Source organism: Streptomyces krungchingensis (assembly GCF_054729265.1).
Genome location: NZ_JBPUKY010000001.1, coordinates 9,277,059 through 9,294,760, shown reverse-complemented (window position 1 = coordinate 9,294,760; position 17,702 = coordinate 9,277,059). Strand labels below are relative to the sequence as shown.

The window sequence follows — 17,702 nt, the reverse complement described above, 5'->3', positions numbered from 1 at the left end:
CCTCGCGCCACACGCCGGTCCCCTCGTCCGCGCGGTGCGAGCTCCGGAGGTCCGCGCGCACCGCGTCGTACATCCGCGCCCGTGTCACCCGGAATGCACCCCGGGCCTGAGTGTCCGTCAGTACCTCTGCCTGTGCATCTGCCTGTGCCTCTGCCTGTGCCTCTGCCTCTGTCCGTAGGTGTGCCGTCAGGCAACCCCGCCGTCTCCGCTCCCGTCCTCGTGGGGCGGAGAGCGTCCCGCGATGTCCCCGGGACGCACGGGGAGCAGACCGACCACGAGGAGAAGCAATTGATCCGATTCCGGCGAACAGGGGTCGCGGCTGCCGGGTTACTAGCGGCGCTCGCGGGATCGCCCGGACCTGCACAGGCACAGGCGCAACAGCCGTCGGCCGGTTCCGTACGCCCCGCAGCCACCACGGCCACCACGGATTCCGGCCGACGGCTTCCGGACGGCTGGCGGATCATCGGGGAGGGTGCGGCGGCGCACCTCGTCTGGCGCGCGGACGCGCCGGTGCCGCCCAGCGACTCCGGTGTCATGTTCTACAGCGGCGACGAGACCCTCGGCAGGCCCCACGAGTCGCGGGACGGACGGACGTTCCGGCTCCCGCTGCGTGGCATCGGCACCGAGCGGCTGACCGACCTGCGGGCCAGATCCGGCGAACGCCGTCTGGACGCCCCGGAGGAGGCGAAGGGCGGGCACGACCGCCGGCCGGGCCTCGCGGCGACGCCGCCCGTCCGGCCTCCGGCCGACCCGGTCGACCCCGGCAGGCCGGGCGCGTACCGGACCGTGACGGGAGAGTACGCGCTCCACCCGATACGGCTGCCCGGATTCGCCGCGCCGGTGGAGATGCGCGCGGTGGTGGTCGCACCCACCGCGACGGCCCCGGGGCACCGCCCCCTCGCCCTGTTCCTGCACGGCCGCCACGGCACGTGCTTCACGGGCCGCGACGACATCACCGGCGACTGGCCGTGCCCCGCGGGTGCGAAACCGGTCCCCAGCCACCGCGGCTATCTGCGGGCGCAGAAACTGCTGGCCTCGCAGGGATACGTGACGGTGTCCGTCTCCGCCAACGGTGTCAACGGGCAGGACCACGTGGCGGAGGACGGTGGCGCGCAGGCCCGGTCGTCGCTCGTGCGGCAGCACCTGGCCCGCTGGGCGGACTGGGCCGCGCACCGGTCCTCGGCCCCGCGGATCGTGCGGAGCGCGGCGCCCGCCGATCTCTCACGCGTCCTGCTGGTGGGCCACTCGCGCGGCGGTGAGGGAGTGAACCGGGCGGCGACCGACAGCCTGTACCGCGCGCCGGCCGCCCAGGACGGCTACCGGGGCCCGGTGCGCTGGCACATCCGCGGCACCGTGTTGATCGGCCCCACCCTCTTCGGGCAGAACCCGGCCCCCGACGTCCCCTCGATGACGATATTGCCCGGCTGCGACGGCGACGTGTCCGACCTCCAGGGCGAGATGTACGTGGACGGCACGCGCGGTGTCGGTCGCGGCGCGGCCCTGCACAGCGCGGTCTACATGGTCGGCGCCAACCACAACTACTTCAACAGCGAGTGGACACCGGGCCAGGCGCAGGCACCGGCCGAGGACGACTTCTGGTCCGGGGACGAGCCGGACCGGGTGTGCTCGCGCTCCGCCTCGACCAGGCTGACGGCACGGCAGCAGCAGGCCGCCGGTGCCACGTATCTGGCCGCGGCGGCACGCGTGTTCGTCGCCGGTGACGACCGGGTGCGGCCGCTGCTCGACGGATCGAACCGGCGCGCACCCTCGGCCGGCCCCGCACGGGTGCTCACGCACGCGGTCGGCGGACGCCGCATACCGGCGTTCCTGCCGGACGCCGGGGTCACCGTGGACGGCGGACGCCTCTGCAACCAGGTGGACACCGACGTGGACACCGCCTGCCTCGGACCCGGCGCGCGGGGCGGCTCCCCGCACTTCGTGATGTGGGAGACCTCGAAGGAGCCCGGCCGGCACGCCGTGGCACTGCGCTGGACGGCGCCCGGCACCACGACACGCGTCCGTGCGGCGCGCGCCGTGGACGTGGCCGGGTCCGACGCGCTGGCGCTGCGGGTGATCGTGCCGCCCGACAGCAGGGACACCCGGCTCGACGTGGCGGTGGCCGACGCCTCGGGCCGCCGGGCCGTCCTGGGGCGGCTGGAGCTCGACGGACTGCCGGGGACGGACCGCACCGCCTCCCTCTGGGGGCAGGAGGCCCGCCTGCCGCTGGCCGCCGCCACCCGCGCCGGGCTCGATCTGCGCAGGGTCACGGTCCTGGAACTGGTGCCGCGCAGCCGGACGGGACGGGCGTGGCTGATGGACGCGTGGGGCTGGCGTGCCGGGCTGCCCGCCGTCAGGGCGGCCGAGATGCCCCGTGTCGACGTGGGCCGGCTGTCGGTCGCCGAGGGCGACTCGGGCACACTGACCTATCACGTGCCGGTGTCCGTGTCCGGGCACGGCAGGGGAACCGTCCGGCTGTTCGTCGCCGATCCGGCGACCGGCGAGACGAGCGCGCGCGAGGTGACCGTGCGGCCCGGCGGCCACGCCATCGACGTACGGGTCCGGATACGGGGCAACACCCGCTTCGGCTACGACGTCGCGCACGACGTGTTCGTGAAGGCGGTCCGGGGTGCGGTGGTCGGCGCGCACCTGGGCGGCGTCGTCGCGGTGAACGACGACCCGGCGCCCGCCGTCCGGGTGACTCCGGTCGCCGACCAGGTGACCGAGGGCCGGAGCCTGAGATGGAAGGTGTCCCTGTCCGAGGTGGCCGACACGGACGTCCAGGCCTCCTTCGCTGTCCTTCCGGTCGCGGGCGGCACCGAACTGTCCACCACGGACGTCGACCCGCGGTGGCTGCGGGACCACTCCGGCGCGGAACCTCTGCCGGCACGACCGTTGTCGTCGGTGGAGGAGCTGTACGTCTTCGTCGACGTGCCCGCGGGGCACACCGCCGCCGAGCTGACCCTTCCCACCGTCGTGGACCGGGTGGCCGAGCCGGAGGAGACGGTGCGTCTGCGGTCGACGGTCCACGACGACACCGGTGAGCCGCACGAGGGACCGCCGTTCACCGGGACGGTGCGCGACGCGTCGTAGGACCGCCGCCGCTCGCGCGGCCGGCCGGGCCGCACACCCGGGCCGGCCGGCCGCGCGAGGACACCTCGGTGTGCGGGCCCCGCGCCGGTCAGCTCGGCGTGCGGCGCAGGACCAGGCAGACGAACCCGAAGCAGTCCCGGTAGACACGCAGCCACTCGGTCCGTCGCTCGGTGGCCGTGGCCAGCGCCTGGGCGCTGTCCGGATCGGCGGGGTGGTCGAGGGCCCACGAGGCCAGCGAACCCCAGCAGGCCCACTCGTAGTCGTCCAGCTCCCGGCGGGTGCTGACGTGTCCGTGGACCGGGGTCCAGCCGTCGGCGACGACCCGGTCCACCGTGGTGGCCAGGTCGTCGTACTCCCCCAGCATCTCGACCGCTTCCGGGGAGGGCGCCCGGTCCCAGAAGGCATCGCCGATCAGCACCCGGCCGCCCGGCGCGAGGTGTTCGCGCGCCGCGGCCAGGGTGGGCAGCAGGCCGCCGAAGGCGTGGGTGGCGCCGACGCTGAGCACGAGGTCGAACGGGTGCGGCGAGGAGAAGTCCGAGGCCGGCAGGTGGTGGAGCGCCAGACGCTCCCCGACGTCCCGCGCGGTCGCACCCCGGCGCGCCTGGGCCAGTGCCTCCTCGGACGTGTCGACGCCCTCGGCACGCAGCCGCGGGTGGCCGGCCAGGGCGCGCAGCAGCCATTCGCCTCCGCCGCAGCCGAGGTCCAGCACGCGTTCGTCGCCGCGCGGCAGGGCTTGTTCCAGTAGTCGGCGCACGGATGCGTCGTCGAGGGGCGCCTTGATCGGGTGGTCGGTGTGGGCGATGCCGGACAGTTGTTCGCGATTCACCGGCGCAGCCTGTCAGCGGTCGGCGCCGCGCGCACCCGTATTTCCCGCACGTGCCGTACGCGGGGCGGCCTTTCCGCACGTGCCGTACGCGAGGCCGCTGTTGCGCACGTGCCGTACGCGGGGCCGCTGTTCCGCACATGCGGTACGCGAGGCCGCTGTTCCGCACGTGCCGTACGCGGGGCGGCGATCCGTCGACGGGAGCAGGCGACGGGCGCGGGAGTTCTACGGGGTCGGGGTCCTCGGGGCCACGACGGTTCCGGGCGGGGAGGACGGTTCGAGGGGGATCGCGAGGGTGAACGCCGTGCCACCCGGCCGGCTGACGAGTTCGAGGGTGCCGCCGTGGGCGGCGACGAGCGAACGCGCCACCGCGAGGCCCAGGCCGCTGCCGCCGCGATCGCGGCTGCGGGCCTTGTCGACGCGGTAGAAGCGGTCGAAGACGCGTTCCTGGTCGGCGGCCGGTATGCCGGGTCCCGCGTCGGAGACGCGCACCACCGCGGTGCCGGAGGAGACGGACAGTTCCAGGTGCACCTCCGTGCCGGCCGGGGTGTGCACGGCGGCGTTGGTGAGCAGGTTGTCCAGCACCTGCCGGACGCGCAGCGGGTCGAGTCTCAGCGGCACCGGGGCGGGGCCGACCACCGCGGTCAGCTTGTGGTCCGGGTGCCCGGCACGGAAGGTGTCCGCCGCCTCCCGGGTGAGCTCCGCCAGATCGGCCTCCTCCAGACGCAGCGGGGTCTCCACCTCGGCTGCGTCGAGGCGGGCGAGCAGCAGCAGGTCGTCGAGGAGCACGCCCATCCTGGCCGCCTCGGCGCGCAGCCGGGCCAGATGCCCGTCCCGTTCCTCGGGGGCGTTCGCGGCGGCGTACTGGAAGAGGTCGGCGTAGCCGCGCACCGACATGAGCGGGGTGCGCAGTTCGTGCGAGGCGTCGGCGACGAACCGGCGCAGCCGCTGTTCGGCCTCGGTGCGGACGGCGAGGGAGTCGTCGATGTGTTCGAGCATGGTGTTGAGGGCGGTGCGCAGCTCCTCGACCTCCGGGCCGCCCTTGCCGCCGCCGGCGCGCACCGGGAGACGGGCGGAGCCGGTCAGGTTGTGCGAGGTGATGGCGCGGGCCGTGTGCGCCATGTCGCTGATCGGCCTCAGTCCGCGGCGCAGCACCGCCCGGCCGAGGACGACGAGCGCCAGCAGCGCGAGCGCGAAGGCGACGACCTGGACGGCGATCAGCTGGCGCATGGTGCCCTGGAGGTCCGTCATGGGCGCCGCGGTGACCAGCACCACGCCGGGTTCGACCTCGCAGGCGCGCAGTTTGTAGGCGCCCTCCCCCGCCAGCCGCACGGTGCGGACGATGTGCTCGCTGCCCTTGGGCGGGAGCGACTGGGCGGCGGCGGCAAGTTCGGCGGTGTCGGCGGGCACGTCGGCGGGCCTGCGGAGGACGGCCGTACCGTCGGAGACGTCGTACACGGCGGTGAACCAGCCGTAGTAGGGGCGGCGCTGGACGGTGCCGTGGGCGGCGGCGTCCTTGGCCTGGGTGACCTGGACGAGCTGGAGCTGCTCGGCGAGCTGGCGTTCCAGGTAGTCGCTCATGTACGTCGTCAGGGCCGTGCCGACGACGGCGAACACCACGAGGGACAGCACGCCCATGCCCAGGGCGAGCCGGGTGCCGAGGCGCAGCCGGCGGTAGGTGTCGCGCAGCCGCCCGGCAGCACCGCGCCCGGGGCGGGTCACTCCGCGACCTGCCGCAGCACGTACCCGACGCCCCGCACGGTGTGGATGAGGGGCGCGCCGCTGTCGTCGAGCTTGCGGCGCAGCCGGCTGACGACCAGCTCGACCACGTTGGAGCGGCCGCCGAAGCCGTACTCCCAGACGTGGTCGAGGATCTGCGCCTTGGTCAGCACGGTCGGCGACTTGCGCATCAGATAGCGGAGCACCTCGTACTCGGTCGGGGTGAGGGTGAGCAGCCGGTCGCCGCGCCGCACCTCGCGGGTGTCCTCGTCCATCGTCAGGTCGGCGACCCGCAGCACGGAGCGCTGGAATCCGGGGCCCGCGCTGCGTCGCAGCACGGTCCGCAGCCGTGCCATGAGTTCCTCCACGGCGAACGGTTTGACCAGGTAGTCGTCGCCGCCGCGGGTGAGGCCGGCGACCCGGTCGGCGACTCCGTCGCGGGCGGTGAGGAAGACGACGGGCACCATCGTCCCCGACTGCCGGAGCCGGTCCAGGACGGCGAATCCGTCCAGGCCGGGCAGCATCAGGTCGAGGACCACGATGTCGGGGTGGAACTCGGCCGCCCTGCGCAGCGCGTCCTCGCCGGAGTACGCCGTGACGGCGTCCCATCCCTCGTAGCGGGCGACCGTCGCGACGAGGTCGGCGATGGGCGGGTCGTCGTCCACGACCAGGAGGCGCACTTTTTCCACCCGCTCATACTGCGTCACGCGTCCGGCGGCGCCATACCCCGGGCCTGCGGTGATCCACATCGATAAGGAGTTGAAAGTCGGCCGACAGGAAAACGACAGGGTACGCGCGGCAGGCTCGGTGTCTCCCCACCTGAACGAGGAGCTGCCCCGTGACCACGGTCGATCGTGTCCAGCCGCCGCCGACGGCGGTGCGCCCGAAGGCGGTGGCCCGCACCGGCCTGTACGCCCTGCTGGCGGTGAACGCGGTCGTGGTCGCCGTGTTCTTCGTCCGGGCCGGGTTCGCGTCGAACGCGCTGATCGTGCTGGGCCGGCTGGCCGGGCTGTACGGCGCGCTGCTGATGGCCTTCCAGCTGTTCCTCGTGGCCCGGCTGCCGTGGCTCGACCACCGCATCGGCATGGACCGTCTGACGTCCTGGCACCGCCGGATCGGCTTCGGGCTGGTGTGGACGCTGTCGGCGCACGTCGTGTTCATCGTCCACGGCTATGCGCGGCCCGCGTCGACGGGGCCGGTGGAGGAGCTGACGGAGCTGGCGACGACGGCCGAGGGCGTGCTGCGCGCGGTCGTCGCCCTGGTGCTGTTCCTGGTGGTCGGCGCGGTGTCCGCCCGTTTCGCGCGGCGCCGGCTCGCCTACGAGACATGGCACTTCGTCCACCTCTACACCTACGTGGCGGTGGTCCTGGCGTTCACGCACCAGGTCGCGGTGGGGACCACCTTCACCACCTCGTCCGTGGCGACCGCCTACTGGTGGGGGTTGTGGGGCGCGGCGCTCGGTTCGGTGTTCGTGGGGCGGCTGGTCCTCCCGGTGCGGCGGAACCTGCGGCACCGGTTGCGTGTCTCGGCCGTCGTGCCGGAGTCCGACGACGTGGTCTCCGTCTATGTCACGGGGCGGGATCTGGACCGGCTGCCCGCGCGGGCGGGCCAGTTCTTCCTGTGGCGGTTCCTCACCGAGGATCGCTGGTGGCAGGCCAATCCGTTCTCGCTGTCCGCCGCGCCCGACGGCAGGCAGTTGCGGCTGACCGTGAAGACGGCCGGGGACGGCACCGCGGCGCTGCGGGATCTGCGGGTCGGCACGCGGGTGTTCGCCGAGGGCCCGTACGGCGCGTTCACGACCCTGCACCGCACGCGTGCGGACACCCTGCTCGTCGCGGGCGGTGTGGGCATCACCCCGATACGGGCTCTGTTGGAGGAGTTGCACGGGCATGCCGTCCTCCTCTACCGGGTCGGCGCGGAGCGGGACGCGGTGCTCCTCGACGAACTGCGGGAGATCGCCGCCGCCAAGGGTGCCGAGCTGTATGTGATCAGCGGTCCGGCCACTCCGGACAAGCTGTCCGCGGAGACGATCGCGCGGCTCGTGCCCGATGTCCGCGACCGGGACGTCTTCGTGTGCGGCCCGCCCGGCATGACGGCCGCCGTCCTGCGCACCCTGCGCGAACTGCGGGTGCCCGGGCGGCAGATACACGCCGAGCGTTTCAGCCTGGCCGGATGAGGGAGACGTCGTGAAGCGAGCGGTATCCGCGGTGGTCCTGACCGTGGCGGGCCTGGTCCCGCTGTGGCGTTACGAACCGGGCGGCGGGGCGACGGCCGGTGAGGCGGCCGGGCCGGTCCCGTCGTCCTCGGCCCCCTCCTCCTCGTCCGCGCCGTCCTCGCCGTCCTCGTCGTCCGGCGGCGCGACGCGGGTCGTGCGGGGCTCCGTCGTCGACACGGAGAAGGGCGCCGTGCAGGTGGAGGTGACCTTCCGGGGCGACCGGATCAGCGCGGTGCGCATGCTGCGCCGGCCGAACCATCCGCAGACCGCGGCGGCCGTGCCGAAACTGATCGAGGAGACGCTCCAGGAACAGAGCGCCGACATCGACACGGTGACCGGAGCCACGGTCACCAGTGAGGGATACGTCCACTCCCTCCAGGCCGCGCTCGACGCGAAGGGGGCGTGAGGTGCGCCGCGTCGAACACGTCATGGGGTTCCCGGTCTCGGTCACGGTCGACGACGAGGGCGTCGGCGACGACGTCGCGGACCCGGTGTTCGCCTGGCTGCGCGAGGTCGACGCGCGGTTCAGCCCCTACCGGCCGGACAGCGAGGTGTGCCGGCTGGACCGGGGCGAGCCGGCCCCGCACGAACCGAGCGCGGATCTGGTGGAGATCCTCGACCTGTGCGAGCAGTACCGGGAGGCGAGCGGTGGAGCGTTCGACGTACGGCTGCCGGGGCGCGGCCTCGACCCCTGCGCGCTGGTCAAGGGCTGGTCGGTGCAGCGAGCCGCGGACCTGCTGAGGGCTGCGGGGGCCCGCCGGATCTGTCTCAACGCGGGGGGCGACGTGGTGACGGCCGGCGGACCGTGGCGGGTGGGGGTGCGCCATCCCGAGCGGGCCGACCGCCTGTGCACGGTGCTGGAGCTCACCGACGGCGCCGTGGCGACCTCCGCGCGCTACGAACGCGGCGATCACATCCTCGACGGCCGCACGGGCCGCCCCGCGACGGGGCTGCTGAGCGTCACGGTCGTGGCGCCGTCGCTCACCGAGGCGGACGCGACCGCCACGGCGGCCTTCGCGATGGGCGCGGAGGGCGTCGAGTGGGCCGCGGCGCGGGACGGCTGCGAGGTGTTCGCGGTCGACTCGGACCGTCGGGTCTTCCGCACCCCCGGGCTGCCGGTGGCCGGTCGACCGCCGCACGTGTGACGTGGGCGGCCGGAACCACGGTCCGCGCCGGGGCCGCCCGCCCTCGGCAGGGGCGGCTCCGGCGCGCCGGAGCTCAGAAGGGGTAGTGGGCGTGCTGGGTGGCGATGGTGACCCAGCGGGTGCTGGAGAAGGCCTCGATGCCCCAGCGTCCGCCGAAGCGCCCGTAGCCGGAGGCCTTGACGCCGCCGAAGGGCGCGTGCGGTTCGTCGGCCACGGACTGGTCGTTGATGTGCACGATGCCGGTGCGGACGCGACGGGCCACCGCCAGGCCGTGGGTGGCGTTCTCGGTGATGATGCCGCAGGTCAGGCCATTGTCGGTGTCGTTGGCGAGGGCGACCGCGGTGTCGTCGTCGGCGAACGTCTCGACCACGCAGACCGGGCCGAACGCCTCGGCGTAGTACAGGTCCGCCTCCTTCGGCACATCGGTCAGCACGGTCGCGGGGTGCACCGCCCCCTCGGGCGCACCGCCGCCGACGAGCGCCCTGGCGCCCCGGTCCACGGCTTCCCGGACCAGTCCGGCCACGCGCTCGGCCGCCGCGCGGGTGACGAGCGGCCCGACGACCGTGTGCGGGTCCGACGGGTCACCGGCCCGGAGCGCGGACACCTTCGCGGCCAGTTTGGCGGTGAACTCCTCGGCCAGCGACGCGTGGACGAGGATGCGGTCGCCGGACATGCAGATCTGCCCGGCGTTCATGAACACGCTGAAGGTGACGGCGTCGACCGCGTAGTCCACGTCGGCGTCCGCGAGCACGATGACGGCGTTCTTGCCGCCCAACTCCAGTACGGCGGGCTTGAGATGGCGTGCGGCCTGCTCGCCGATGATCCGGCCGACGCCGGTCGAGCCGGTGAAATCGACCGCCCGCACACGCGGGTCGGCGATCAGGGTCTCGGCGATCTCGGCGGCGTCCTCGGGGGCGTTGGTGACCACGTTCAGGACGCCGTCGGGCAGCCCGGCCTCGCGCAGTACGTCGGCGACGAGGAGCCCGCAGGCGATCGGGGCGTCCTCGCTGGGCTTGACGACGACGGTGTTGCCCGCAGCGAGCGGTGCCGCCACGGCCCGTACGCCGAGGATGACGGGCGCGTTCCAGGGGGCGAACGCGGCGACCACGCCCAGGGGTTCACGCACGGCAAGACCCAGCACGCCCTCCTCCTGGGCGCTGAGCACTTCGCCGCGCGGCGCGGTGATCGCGGCCGCGGCCTCGCGCAGGATGTTGGCCCCGAGCGCCACGTTGAAGTGCGCCCAGGGCCGGGTCCCGCCGGCCTCGCGGGCCATGATGTCGGCCACCTGCTCGCCGCGCGCGTCCAGCAGATCGGCGGCCCTGAGGAAGATCGCGCGACGTGCGAACGGATCGAGCGCGGCCCACTCGGGGAAGGCGGCGTCCGCCGCGTCCACGGCCCGCCGCACGTCCTCGGGTCCGGCGGCGGCCACGGACGCGTACACCTCGCCCGTGTAGGGGGCGACGTCGTCGGTGGTGCGGCCCGACGCGGCGGGCACGTCCTTGCCGCCGATCAGCAGGTCTCGGGTGATGCTCATGTGCGGGTTCCTTCGGTACGTGGCTTCGACGGCACGCGCTGGTCCGTGCGGCAGGTTCACCTGTCTGTTCGCTCAGTGAAATTTCATTCACGATTCTCCGACCCGGATTCTGCTACCGCACGGGCGGAGTATCAAGGGGTCCGGGCGGTTCGCCGTCCGGAGCCCGGAGCCGGGCCACCGCGCCCGGCGTCCCACCGTGGTCACCTGCCACAATGGCAACAAGGCAGATGTTCGGCGGAACCTGCCGCGGACGACGGAGGAGCCTCGTGCCACTGCCCTCACAGCCCTTGCGGAAGCTCGGATTCCTGACCATCGGGCTGTTCGACGCCGACGACCCTGCCCGCGGTCACGAGTCGACGCTCGGCATCATCGAACTGGGCGAGCGGCTGGGCCTCGACAGCGCCTGGCTGCGCCACCGCCACCTCCAGTACGGCATCTCCTCCCCCGTCGCCGTCCTGGCGGCGGCCTCCCAGCGCACCAGCCGCATCGAACTCGGCACCGCCGTCACCCCGCTGGGCTGGGAGAACCCGCTGCGGCTCGCGGAGGACCTGGCGACCGTCGACGTGCTGTCCGGGGGCCGGCTCAATCCGGGCATCAGCGTCGGCCCGCCGATGCACTACGACCAGGTCAAGGACGCGCTGTATCCCGGCACCGCCGACGCCCAGGACTTCGGCTACGAACGCGTGGCACGCCTGCTGGACTTCGTGCGCGGCAAGCCGGCCGGCGACTTCAGCGGAGTCGAGGGGTTCGAGGTGTTCACCGACCGCGTCCAGCCGCACTCCCCCGGCCTGGGCCGCCGCATGTGGTACGGCGGCGGCAGCCTGAGTTCGGCGCGCTGGGCGGGCGAGCACGGGATGAACTTCCTGACCAGCAGCGTGGTGAAGGCGGAGGAGTCCGAGGACTTCGCCGAGGTGCAGCTCTCCCATGTGCGGGCCTTCCGCGCCGCTCACCCCGACGGCGACCGCGCCCGGGTCTCGCAGGGGCTCGTCGTGATACCCACCGACAGCGCCTCTTCGGCGCAGCGGGCGAAGTACGAGGAGTACGCGCAGAAGCGGCTGCCGCGCACCGCCGCGCCGCAGGGTCCGGCCCGCCTGATGTTCGCGCCCGATCTCGTCGGGACGTCCGACGAGATCGCCGAACGGCTCTACGCCCAGGCCGCGTTCCGGGAGATCGACGAGGTCGCCTTCGCCCTGCCCTTCACGTTCGAGCACGAGGACTACGTCCAGATCCTCACCGACATGGGGACCCGGCTCGGCCCCGCACTCGGCTGGCGGCCGACGGCCTGATCACTCGTCAACCGGCCCTCGGCGTGCGCACATCGGCCTGCGCAGCGCCTGCGGACGATGCCGGGGGCGGCGACGGCCTGCCCCCTCCTCCCGCGCCCGGGAAGATCGTTGTTACCGTTCACCGATGTCCGACTCTTCACGCGACACCGCCCGGGGCGCCGGCTGGGGCACTCCGGAACCCGGCGACTACCGGCGCCTGATGCCCTCCCGCGTCGAGAAACTCTCGTGGCTCGACCCGAGGACTCTGTGGCCCGCGCGCAACGGCGTGCTCGCCTCGTGGTTCGGGGACCCCACGGGCCGTACCCGCGCCCGCTGGGTGGAGCAGCGCAGAAGCGCCGGCGCGCCCGCCGACGCGGTGGTGCGGCGCGACGATCCCGACCACTTCTCCTTCATGGTGATCGGGGACACCGGAGAGGGCGACGCGCCTCAATACGCCGTCGTCCCCGGCTTTCTGAAGGCCAGTCAGGGGTCGAGTTTCGCGGTCCTCGCCAGTGACGTGATCTATCCGGTCGGCAGCACCGACGACTACGGCACGAAGTTCCACGGTCCGTACCGGGACTACCCGGCCCCCATATACGCCATACCCGGCAATCACGACTGGTACGAGGACCTGCACGGCTTCATGCGGGTCTTCTGCGACGCGCCACCCCTCGCACCGGAAACCGGGCGGCGCCGGACGCTGCGGGCCCGGCTGCGTTCGCTGCTGTGGCACACGCCGCGCACAGTGGACGAGCAACGGCTCGCCGAGGCACGATCGTTGCACTCGGCACCGGCCCAACAGGCCGTCCAGCCGGGGCCGTACTGGGCCGTCGACGCCGGTCCGGTGCGGATCATCGGCATCGACACCGGTCTCCTCGGGACGATCGACGCCGAGCAGGGACGCTGGCTGCGCGAGGTGTCCGCGGGTGACACCCCCAAGATCCTGATCACCGGTTCGCCTCTTTACGTGGACGCGGAGCACCATCCGTGCGAGATCGAGGGCGGCGGCACCGTCGACGACATCGTGCGCGACCCCGCGCACCACTACGTCGCCGCGATAGGCGGCGACATCCACAACTACCAGCGCTATCCCGTACAGGTCGGCGACCGCACCCTGCAGTACGTGGTCGCCGGTGGCGGCGGGGCGTTCATGCACGCCACGCACACCATCCCGCGCGTCTCCGTCGCCCGGGTCACCGAAGCGGACTTCCGCTGCTACCCGCTGCGCGGCGACTCGCTCGCCTTCTACAGCAGGCTCTACGGGCGCCGGCTGCGGATGCGCCGCTTCTTCACCCTCACCGAGGAGCAGGCCATGACCGTCATGGCGGAGCGGCTCGGCATCCCGCCCACCCGGTCCGCGGGTGCGCCCGTCCGGGTCACCCGGCGCACCCGGCTGGTGGCTTCCCTGCTGGGAGCGGGCGGGCGCCCCGACCGCACCTCGCGTTTCCGCCTCCCGGTGCGCAAGGCGTACACCCAGCTCTTCTCGCCGGGTTCGGCGACCTACAGCCCGCCCTTCTTCAAGTCGTTCCTGCGTCTGGACGTCACCCCGTCCTCGGTCCGGTTGCGCTGCTTCGCCGCCACCGGCAACCGGGAGCAGGAGATCGACCCGCCGGTCGAGGACGAGGTGGTCATCCCGCTGCCCTGACCCGGTGCCGCCGGGCCAGGGTGTCCCGGGGCCCAGGGAGTGTCGTTCGGACCCGGGCCGATCCGGACGACGCCCCCTAGGGTCCGGGCGCGACCGTCGCCCCTGCGAGGACGCCCGCGCTCCCGGCGTGCAGTTCGGAGCGGACGAGTTCGAGGAGACGTCCGGTCCAGTTGCGGCCCCGGCCGCCCTGGTCGCCCCAGAACGCGGAGTCGCTGTCGTCGTAGACCAAGGTGGCGTCGCCCGTGGCCAGCAGGGCCCGGGCCAGGGCCGGGTGCTGCGCGTACTTGGCGCGCAGCAGAGCGGTCAGGACGGCCGTGCGGGCGTGCTCCCAGCCGTCGTGCAGCGGGGCGCCGACGGCCAGCTTCCGGGCCTCGAACACGCTGCTCTCCGCCGTGATCGCCGAGCCGACGGCCGCGTCGGCGATCGACAGTGCCCAGTACGCGTGGGCGACGGACGGGTAGGTGACGCCGTCGACCGTGATGGGGGCCGGATAGTCGTTGCGCAGCCCCTTGGTGCCGGGGTCGTCCGACGGCTTGAGCGGATAGCTCTGGTAGAGGTGGATCGCGGGCGCCACGGGCTCCGCGGGACCGTCGGCGAGGACCCGTGAGGGCCGTTCCGCGATCCACCGGTCGCGCTCCTCGAAGTAGGCGATCGCCTCGTCGTGGGCCTCCTGGGTGACCTCCACCTCGGGGCGTCTCTCCATGTGTCCGCCGACTCCGGCCACGAGGACCTGGAGCGGCCAGTCCTTGCGGTCCATGTCGCCGAGCGCGTAGTGGCGCTGCGTCGCGGGGATGGCGAGGTAGGCGGCACGGGCGGCGGCCCGCTTCTCCTCGGTCCGGTCGGCGAGGAAGGCGTCGACCGCGGCCAGGCACCGGTCCGTCGAGTCCGGACGCCCGTTGAGCTCGTCGATGGTGTCGCGCACCTCGGCGAGCAGCAGCTCCGGCGTGTGCCAGCTGCGCGGCTCGCCGAACTTCCAGGCGGCCAGCCCGAAGCCGGACGCCCGGGCGCCGTCCGGGAGTTCGGTGGCGACCCAGCCGCTGCGCAGTTTCTCCTCGAACTCCTCCAGGGTGACCAGGCCCCAGCAGTCGATGAGTCCGTCCGCGTAGATGAACAGGTCGGTGAGGTGGTAGTCGCCGTTGCGGATGAATGCGTGCCGCCAGGTGCCGGGTACGCGTATGCCGTCCGCCATGCGGTAGGTGGTCCGTCTGCCGATCATCCGGTCATTGTGGCGGACCCGCCCGGGCGGTGCCGCGACGGCCGCGGAAGGTGCGGCGCAGGTCGTCGACCCAGGCGTCGGGGACCTCCCAGGGGATGAAGTGGCCGCCCTCGTCGTGTGCCGTGAGGTAGACGTGGTGGTACCAGGCGGCACGGTCCGTGGCGAGCCAGTGCTCGACGCGCTGCCCGGTGGAGACGCCGGGCGGGTTCTCGTAGCCGACGAACGTGATGCCGGTGGGGGCCTCGACAGCCGGGGCACGGTCGTCGGAGGGCGCCCGCGTCGTCGGACCATCCGGTCAGCCGCAGGCGTGCCTTGAGGTCGTCGAGGACGGCGTCGGGGACATGGAGGGGCGCGGGTTCCAGCGGGAAGCGCGCGGTGGCTGCCATGGGTGGCCTTCCGGGGTGGTCCGGGCGGACAGGGGCCGACGCTCCCGGTGCCGCCCGGCAGGTCAGTCGGACAGTGCGGCGATACGGTCGAGGGCCTGCCGGATGTCGTCCCGCGAGACGTCGCGGTGCGTGATCAGGCGCAGGCGGCCGCCCAGGGAGAGGGCGAGCACACCGGCCCGGCGGAGCCGCCCGACCGCGCCCGCCGGGTCCGGCACCTCGGCCATGACGATGTTCGTCTCGGGTGCCGCGGCGTCCCAGCCCAGCTCGCGCAGCCCGCTCGCCAGGAACTGCGCGTTGTCGTGGTCCTCCGCGAGCCGGTCGACGCGCTCCAGCGCGACAAGTCCGGCCGCGGCCAGCACACCGCCCTGGCGCACTCCCCCGCCGAGCATCTTGCGCACCCGCCGGGCTTCGTGCACGAAGTCGGCGCTGCCGCCGACCACCGATCCGACGGGGGCGCCCAGCCCCTTGCTGAGGCACGCCTGGACGGTGTCCACACCGCGGGTGAGCTCGGCGGGTGCGGTCTTCAGCGCCACCGCCGCGTTCCAGACGCGGGCGCCGTCCAGATGGACCAGCAGTCCCGTCTCCCGGGCCGCGGAGACCAGTTCGGCGTGTTCCTGCGGCGAGGTGGTGGTACCGCCCGCCGCGTTGTGCGTGTTCTCCAGGCACAACAGCCGGTTGCGCAGGGCGAAGTACGCTCCGCCGCCGACCGCCGAGGCACGGATGTCCTCAGCGGTGATCCGCCCCGGACCCGCCGTCCAGGGCAGCGGCTGCGGCATGCCCCCGGCGAGCCAGGACGCCGTGCCGACCTCGCTGTCGAGCACGTGCGCGCGCTGCGGGGCGAAGAAGCGGTCGCCTCTGCGCAGGTGGAGGAAGAGCGCGACGAGGTTCCCCATGGAGCCGCTCGGCACCCACAAGGTCGCTTCCACGCCGAGGAGTTCGGCGGCCCGGTCCTCCAGGGCGCGCATCGTGGGGTCGCCGTCGAGGACGTCGTCGCCGACCTCGGCGGCGGCCATCGCGGCACGCATCTCGGCATCGGGCCGGGTCACGGTGTCGGATCGCAGGTCGATCGGTGCTGCGCTGCTCATCTCGGCTTTCTCCGGGCGGTGATCAGGGCGTCGGGGTGATGCGGGCGCGGCGGCCCGCTCAGTCCTTGAGGCGGTCGATCTGCCTGATCTTGTTGGTCGCGTCCAGGGCCGCGACCTTGTACGACTCGGCGAGCGTGGGGTAGTTGAAGACGGCGTCCACCAGGTAGTCGACGGTGCCGCCGCAGCCCATCACGGACTGGCCGATGTGGATGAGTTCGGTGGCACCGGTGCCGAAGCAGTGGACGCCGAGCAGCTTGCGGTCGTCGGGCGAGACCAGCAGCTTGAGCATGCCGTGCGAGTCTCCGATGATCTGCCCGCGGGCCAGTTCGCGATAGCGCGAGATGCCGACCTCGAACGGCACGCAGTCGTCGGTGAGCTGGTCCTCGGTCCGGCCGATGAAGCTGATCTCCGGGATGGTGTAGATGCCGATCGGCTGGAGGTCGTGCATCCGGCTCACCGGTTCGCCGAAGGCGTGGTACGCCGCCGTCCGTCCCTGCTCCATCGACGTCGCCGCCAGCGCGGGGAAGCCTATGACGTCGCCCACGGCGTAGATGTGGGGCACCTCGGTGCGGTAGTACTCGTCGACCTTGATCCGGCCGCGCGCGTCGGCGGTCAGGCCCGCCTTGTCGAGGTCGAGTTCGTCGGTGAGGCCCTGGCGGCCCGCCGAGTACATCACGGCGTCCGCGGGGATCTTCTTGCCGCTCTCCAGGACCGTGAGCGTGCCCCGCGGATGGCGCTCCACCGCGGCCACGGTCTCCCCGAACCGGAAGGTCACGGCCAGGTCCCGGAGGTGGTACTTCAGTGACTCGATGACCTCGACGTCGCAGAAGTCGAGCATCCCGGGCCGCTTCTCGACCACCGTGATCTTGCTGCCGAGGGCCGCGAACATGGAGGCGTACTCCATCCCGATCACGCCGGCCCCGACGATGACCATGGAGCGTGGCACCCGCTCCAGGTTCAGCACGTTGTCCGAGTCCAGGATCGTCCGGCCGTCGAACTCGACGCTCGCGGGCCTGGCCGGGCGGGTGCCGGTGGCGATGACGATGCGATCCGCGGTCAACTGCTTCTCGTCGCCGTTCGCTTCGCGCAGGCCGATGGTGTGGTCGTCCAGGAAGCTGCCGGTGCCGGCGAAGAGGGACACGTGGTTGCGTGACAACTGGCTGCGGATGACGTCGACTTCACGGCTGACCACGTGCTCGGTGCGCGAGGTCAGATCCGTGACGGTGATGTCCTCCTTGAGCCGGTAGCTCTGGCCGTACAGGTCGCGCTGGGTGAGGCCGGTCAGATAGAGGACCGCCTCGCGCAAGGTCTTCGAGGGGATGGTTCCGGTGTGGATGGAGACCCCGCCGACCATGTCGGGGCGGTCGATGACGGCGACCCGACGGCCGAGCTTGGCCGCGGCTATGGCGGCCTTCTGGCCGCCCGGGCCGGATCCGATGACGAGCATGTCGAAGTCGGGCACGCTCCGGAGTCTTGCAGCCCGAGGCCATCCCTCGGAAGGGTGAACGGAGGATCATTCACGTGACTTGACCCCGATGCCACCGCGCGCCGTCGTCCCGGCAGGTCATGGCACCCCGCG

The 17,702-nt window shown here is 72.9% G+C and carries 13 protein-coding genes; 6 read left to right on the top strand and 7 right to left on the bottom strand.

The window, feature by feature from the left end; translation table 11 throughout:
* Nucleotides 1-288 precede the first annotated feature (288 nt).
* Nucleotides 289-3,090: an alpha/beta hydrolase gene (locus ACSYGO_RS40300; RefSeq protein ID WP_460389613.1), complete on the top strand. Its 2,802-nt coding sequence runs from the start codon at nt 289-291 to the stop codon at nt 3,088-3,090.
* An 88-nt stretch (nt 3,091-3,178) separates the two neighbouring features.
* On the opposite strand, the gene ACSYGO_RS40295 is transcribed toward ACSYGO_RS40300, so the two are convergent.
* From ACSYGO_RS40295 to ACSYGO_RS40285, 3 genes are all read right to left on the bottom strand, one after another.
* Nucleotides 3,179-3,916, bottom strand: coding sequence for an SAM-dependent methyltransferase (locus ACSYGO_RS40295; protein ID WP_432173229.1), 738 nt, complete (start codon nt 3,914-3,916; stop codon nt 3,179-3,181).
* A gap of 222 nt (nt 3,917-4,138) precedes the next feature.
* Nucleotides 4,139-5,635: a HAMP domain-containing sensor histidine kinase gene (locus tag ACSYGO_RS40290; RefSeq protein ID WP_435221629.1), complete on the bottom strand. Its 1,497-nt coding sequence runs from the start codon at nt 5,633-5,635 to the stop codon at nt 4,139-4,141.
* On the bottom strand, nt 5,632-6,321 hold the full coding sequence (locus ACSYGO_RS40285; RefSeq protein ID WP_426676499.1) for a response regulator transcription factor: 690 nt from the start codon (nt 6,319-6,321) through the stop codon (nt 5,632-5,634). The genes ACSYGO_RS40290 and ACSYGO_RS40285 overlap by 4 nt, the downstream gene beginning before the upstream one ends.
* A 149-nt stretch (nt 6,322-6,470) precedes the next feature.
* Between ACSYGO_RS40285 and ACSYGO_RS40280 the strand changes: the two genes are divergently transcribed.
* The 3 genes from ACSYGO_RS40280 to ACSYGO_RS40270 are packed head-to-tail and all read left to right on the top strand — an operon-like array spanning nt 6,471 to nt 8,992.
* Nucleotides 6,471-7,808 (top strand): ferredoxin reductase family protein, encoded by a 1,338-nt coding sequence (locus ACSYGO_RS40280; RefSeq protein WP_460389612.1) that lies wholly within the window; start codon nt 6,471-6,473, stop codon nt 7,806-7,808.
* Nucleotides 7,809-7,818: 10 nt separating this feature from the next.
* Nucleotides 7,819-8,253 carry an FMN-binding protein gene (locus ACSYGO_RS40275; RefSeq protein WP_460389611.1) on the top strand — a complete coding sequence of 145 codons (435 nt, stop codon included), beginning with the start codon at nt 7,819-7,821 and terminating at the stop codon, nt 8,251-8,253.
* Between the two features lies 1 nt (nt 8,254).
* Nucleotides 8,255-8,992, top strand: coding sequence for an FAD:protein FMN transferase (locus tag ACSYGO_RS40270; protein ID WP_460389610.1), 738 nt, complete (start codon nt 8,255-8,257; stop codon nt 8,990-8,992).
* Between the two features lie 73 nt (nt 8,993-9,065).
* Here ACSYGO_RS40270 and ACSYGO_RS40265 read toward each other — a convergent pair whose 3' ends face one another.
* On the bottom strand, nt 9,066-10,526 hold the full coding sequence (locus ACSYGO_RS40265; RefSeq protein WP_460389609.1) for an aldehyde dehydrogenase family protein: 1,461 nt from the start codon (nt 10,524-10,526) through the stop codon (nt 9,066-9,068).
* A gap of 266 nt (nt 10,527-10,792) precedes the next feature.
* On the opposite strand from ACSYGO_RS40265, the gene ACSYGO_RS40260 reads away from it, so the two are divergent.
* Nucleotides 10,793-11,812 carry an LLM class flavin-dependent oxidoreductase gene (locus tag ACSYGO_RS40260; RefSeq protein ID WP_460389608.1) on the top strand — a complete coding sequence of 340 codons (1,020 nt, stop codon included), beginning with the start codon at nt 10,793-10,795 and terminating at the stop codon, nt 11,810-11,812.
* 124 nt (nt 11,813-11,936) lie between these two features.
* Nucleotides 11,937-13,436, top strand: a complete 1,500-nt coding sequence (locus ACSYGO_RS40255) for a metallophosphoesterase family protein (protein WP_460389607.1) — start codon at nt 11,937-11,939, stop codon at nt 13,434-13,436.
* A 76-nt stretch (nt 13,437-13,512) separates the two neighbouring features.
* On the opposite strand, the gene ACSYGO_RS40250 is transcribed toward ACSYGO_RS40255, so the two are convergent.
* The 3 genes from ACSYGO_RS40250 to sthA form a co-directional block, all read right to left on the bottom strand.
* A complete protein-coding gene (locus ACSYGO_RS40250) occupies nt 13,513-14,652 on the bottom strand; it encodes an NADAR family protein (RefSeq protein WP_460389606.1) in 1,140 nt (379 codons plus the stop codon).
* A 448-nt stretch (nt 14,653-15,100) separates the two neighbouring features.
* The gene (locus tag ACSYGO_RS40245; protein WP_460389605.1) at nt 15,101-16,123 is read right to left on the bottom strand and encodes a threonine aldolase family protein; all 1,023 of its coding nucleotides are present in this window, start codon (nt 16,121-16,123) and stop codon (nt 15,101-15,103) included.
* Nucleotides 16,124-16,181: 58 nt separating this feature from the next.
* Complete coding sequence (gene sthA, locus ACSYGO_RS40240; RefSeq protein WP_426676508.1) at nt 16,182-17,585, bottom strand: Si-specific NAD(P)(+) transhydrogenase; 1,404 nt, start codon at nt 17,583-17,585, stop codon at nt 16,182-16,184.
* Nucleotides 17,586-17,702 lie beyond the last annotated feature (117 nt).

Excerpts from the sequence above, each read along its gene's own strand:
- ACSYGO_RS40245 (WP_460389605.1), bottom strand. The coding sequence starts at position 16,123 with ATGAGCAGCGCAGCACCGATCGACCTGCGATCCGACACCGTGACCCGG.
- ACSYGO_RS40265 (WP_460389609.1), bottom strand. The coding sequence starts at position 10,526 with ATGAGCATCACCCGAGACCTGCTGATCGGCGGCAAGGACGTGCCCGCC.
- ACSYGO_RS40250 (WP_460389606.1), bottom strand. The coding sequence starts at position 14,652 with ATGATCGGCAGACGGACCACCTACCGCATGGCGGACGGCATACGCGTA.
- ACSYGO_RS40255 (WP_460389607.1), top strand. The coding sequence starts at position 11,937 with ATGTCCGACTCTTCACGCGACACCGCCCGGGGCGCCGGCTGGGGCACT.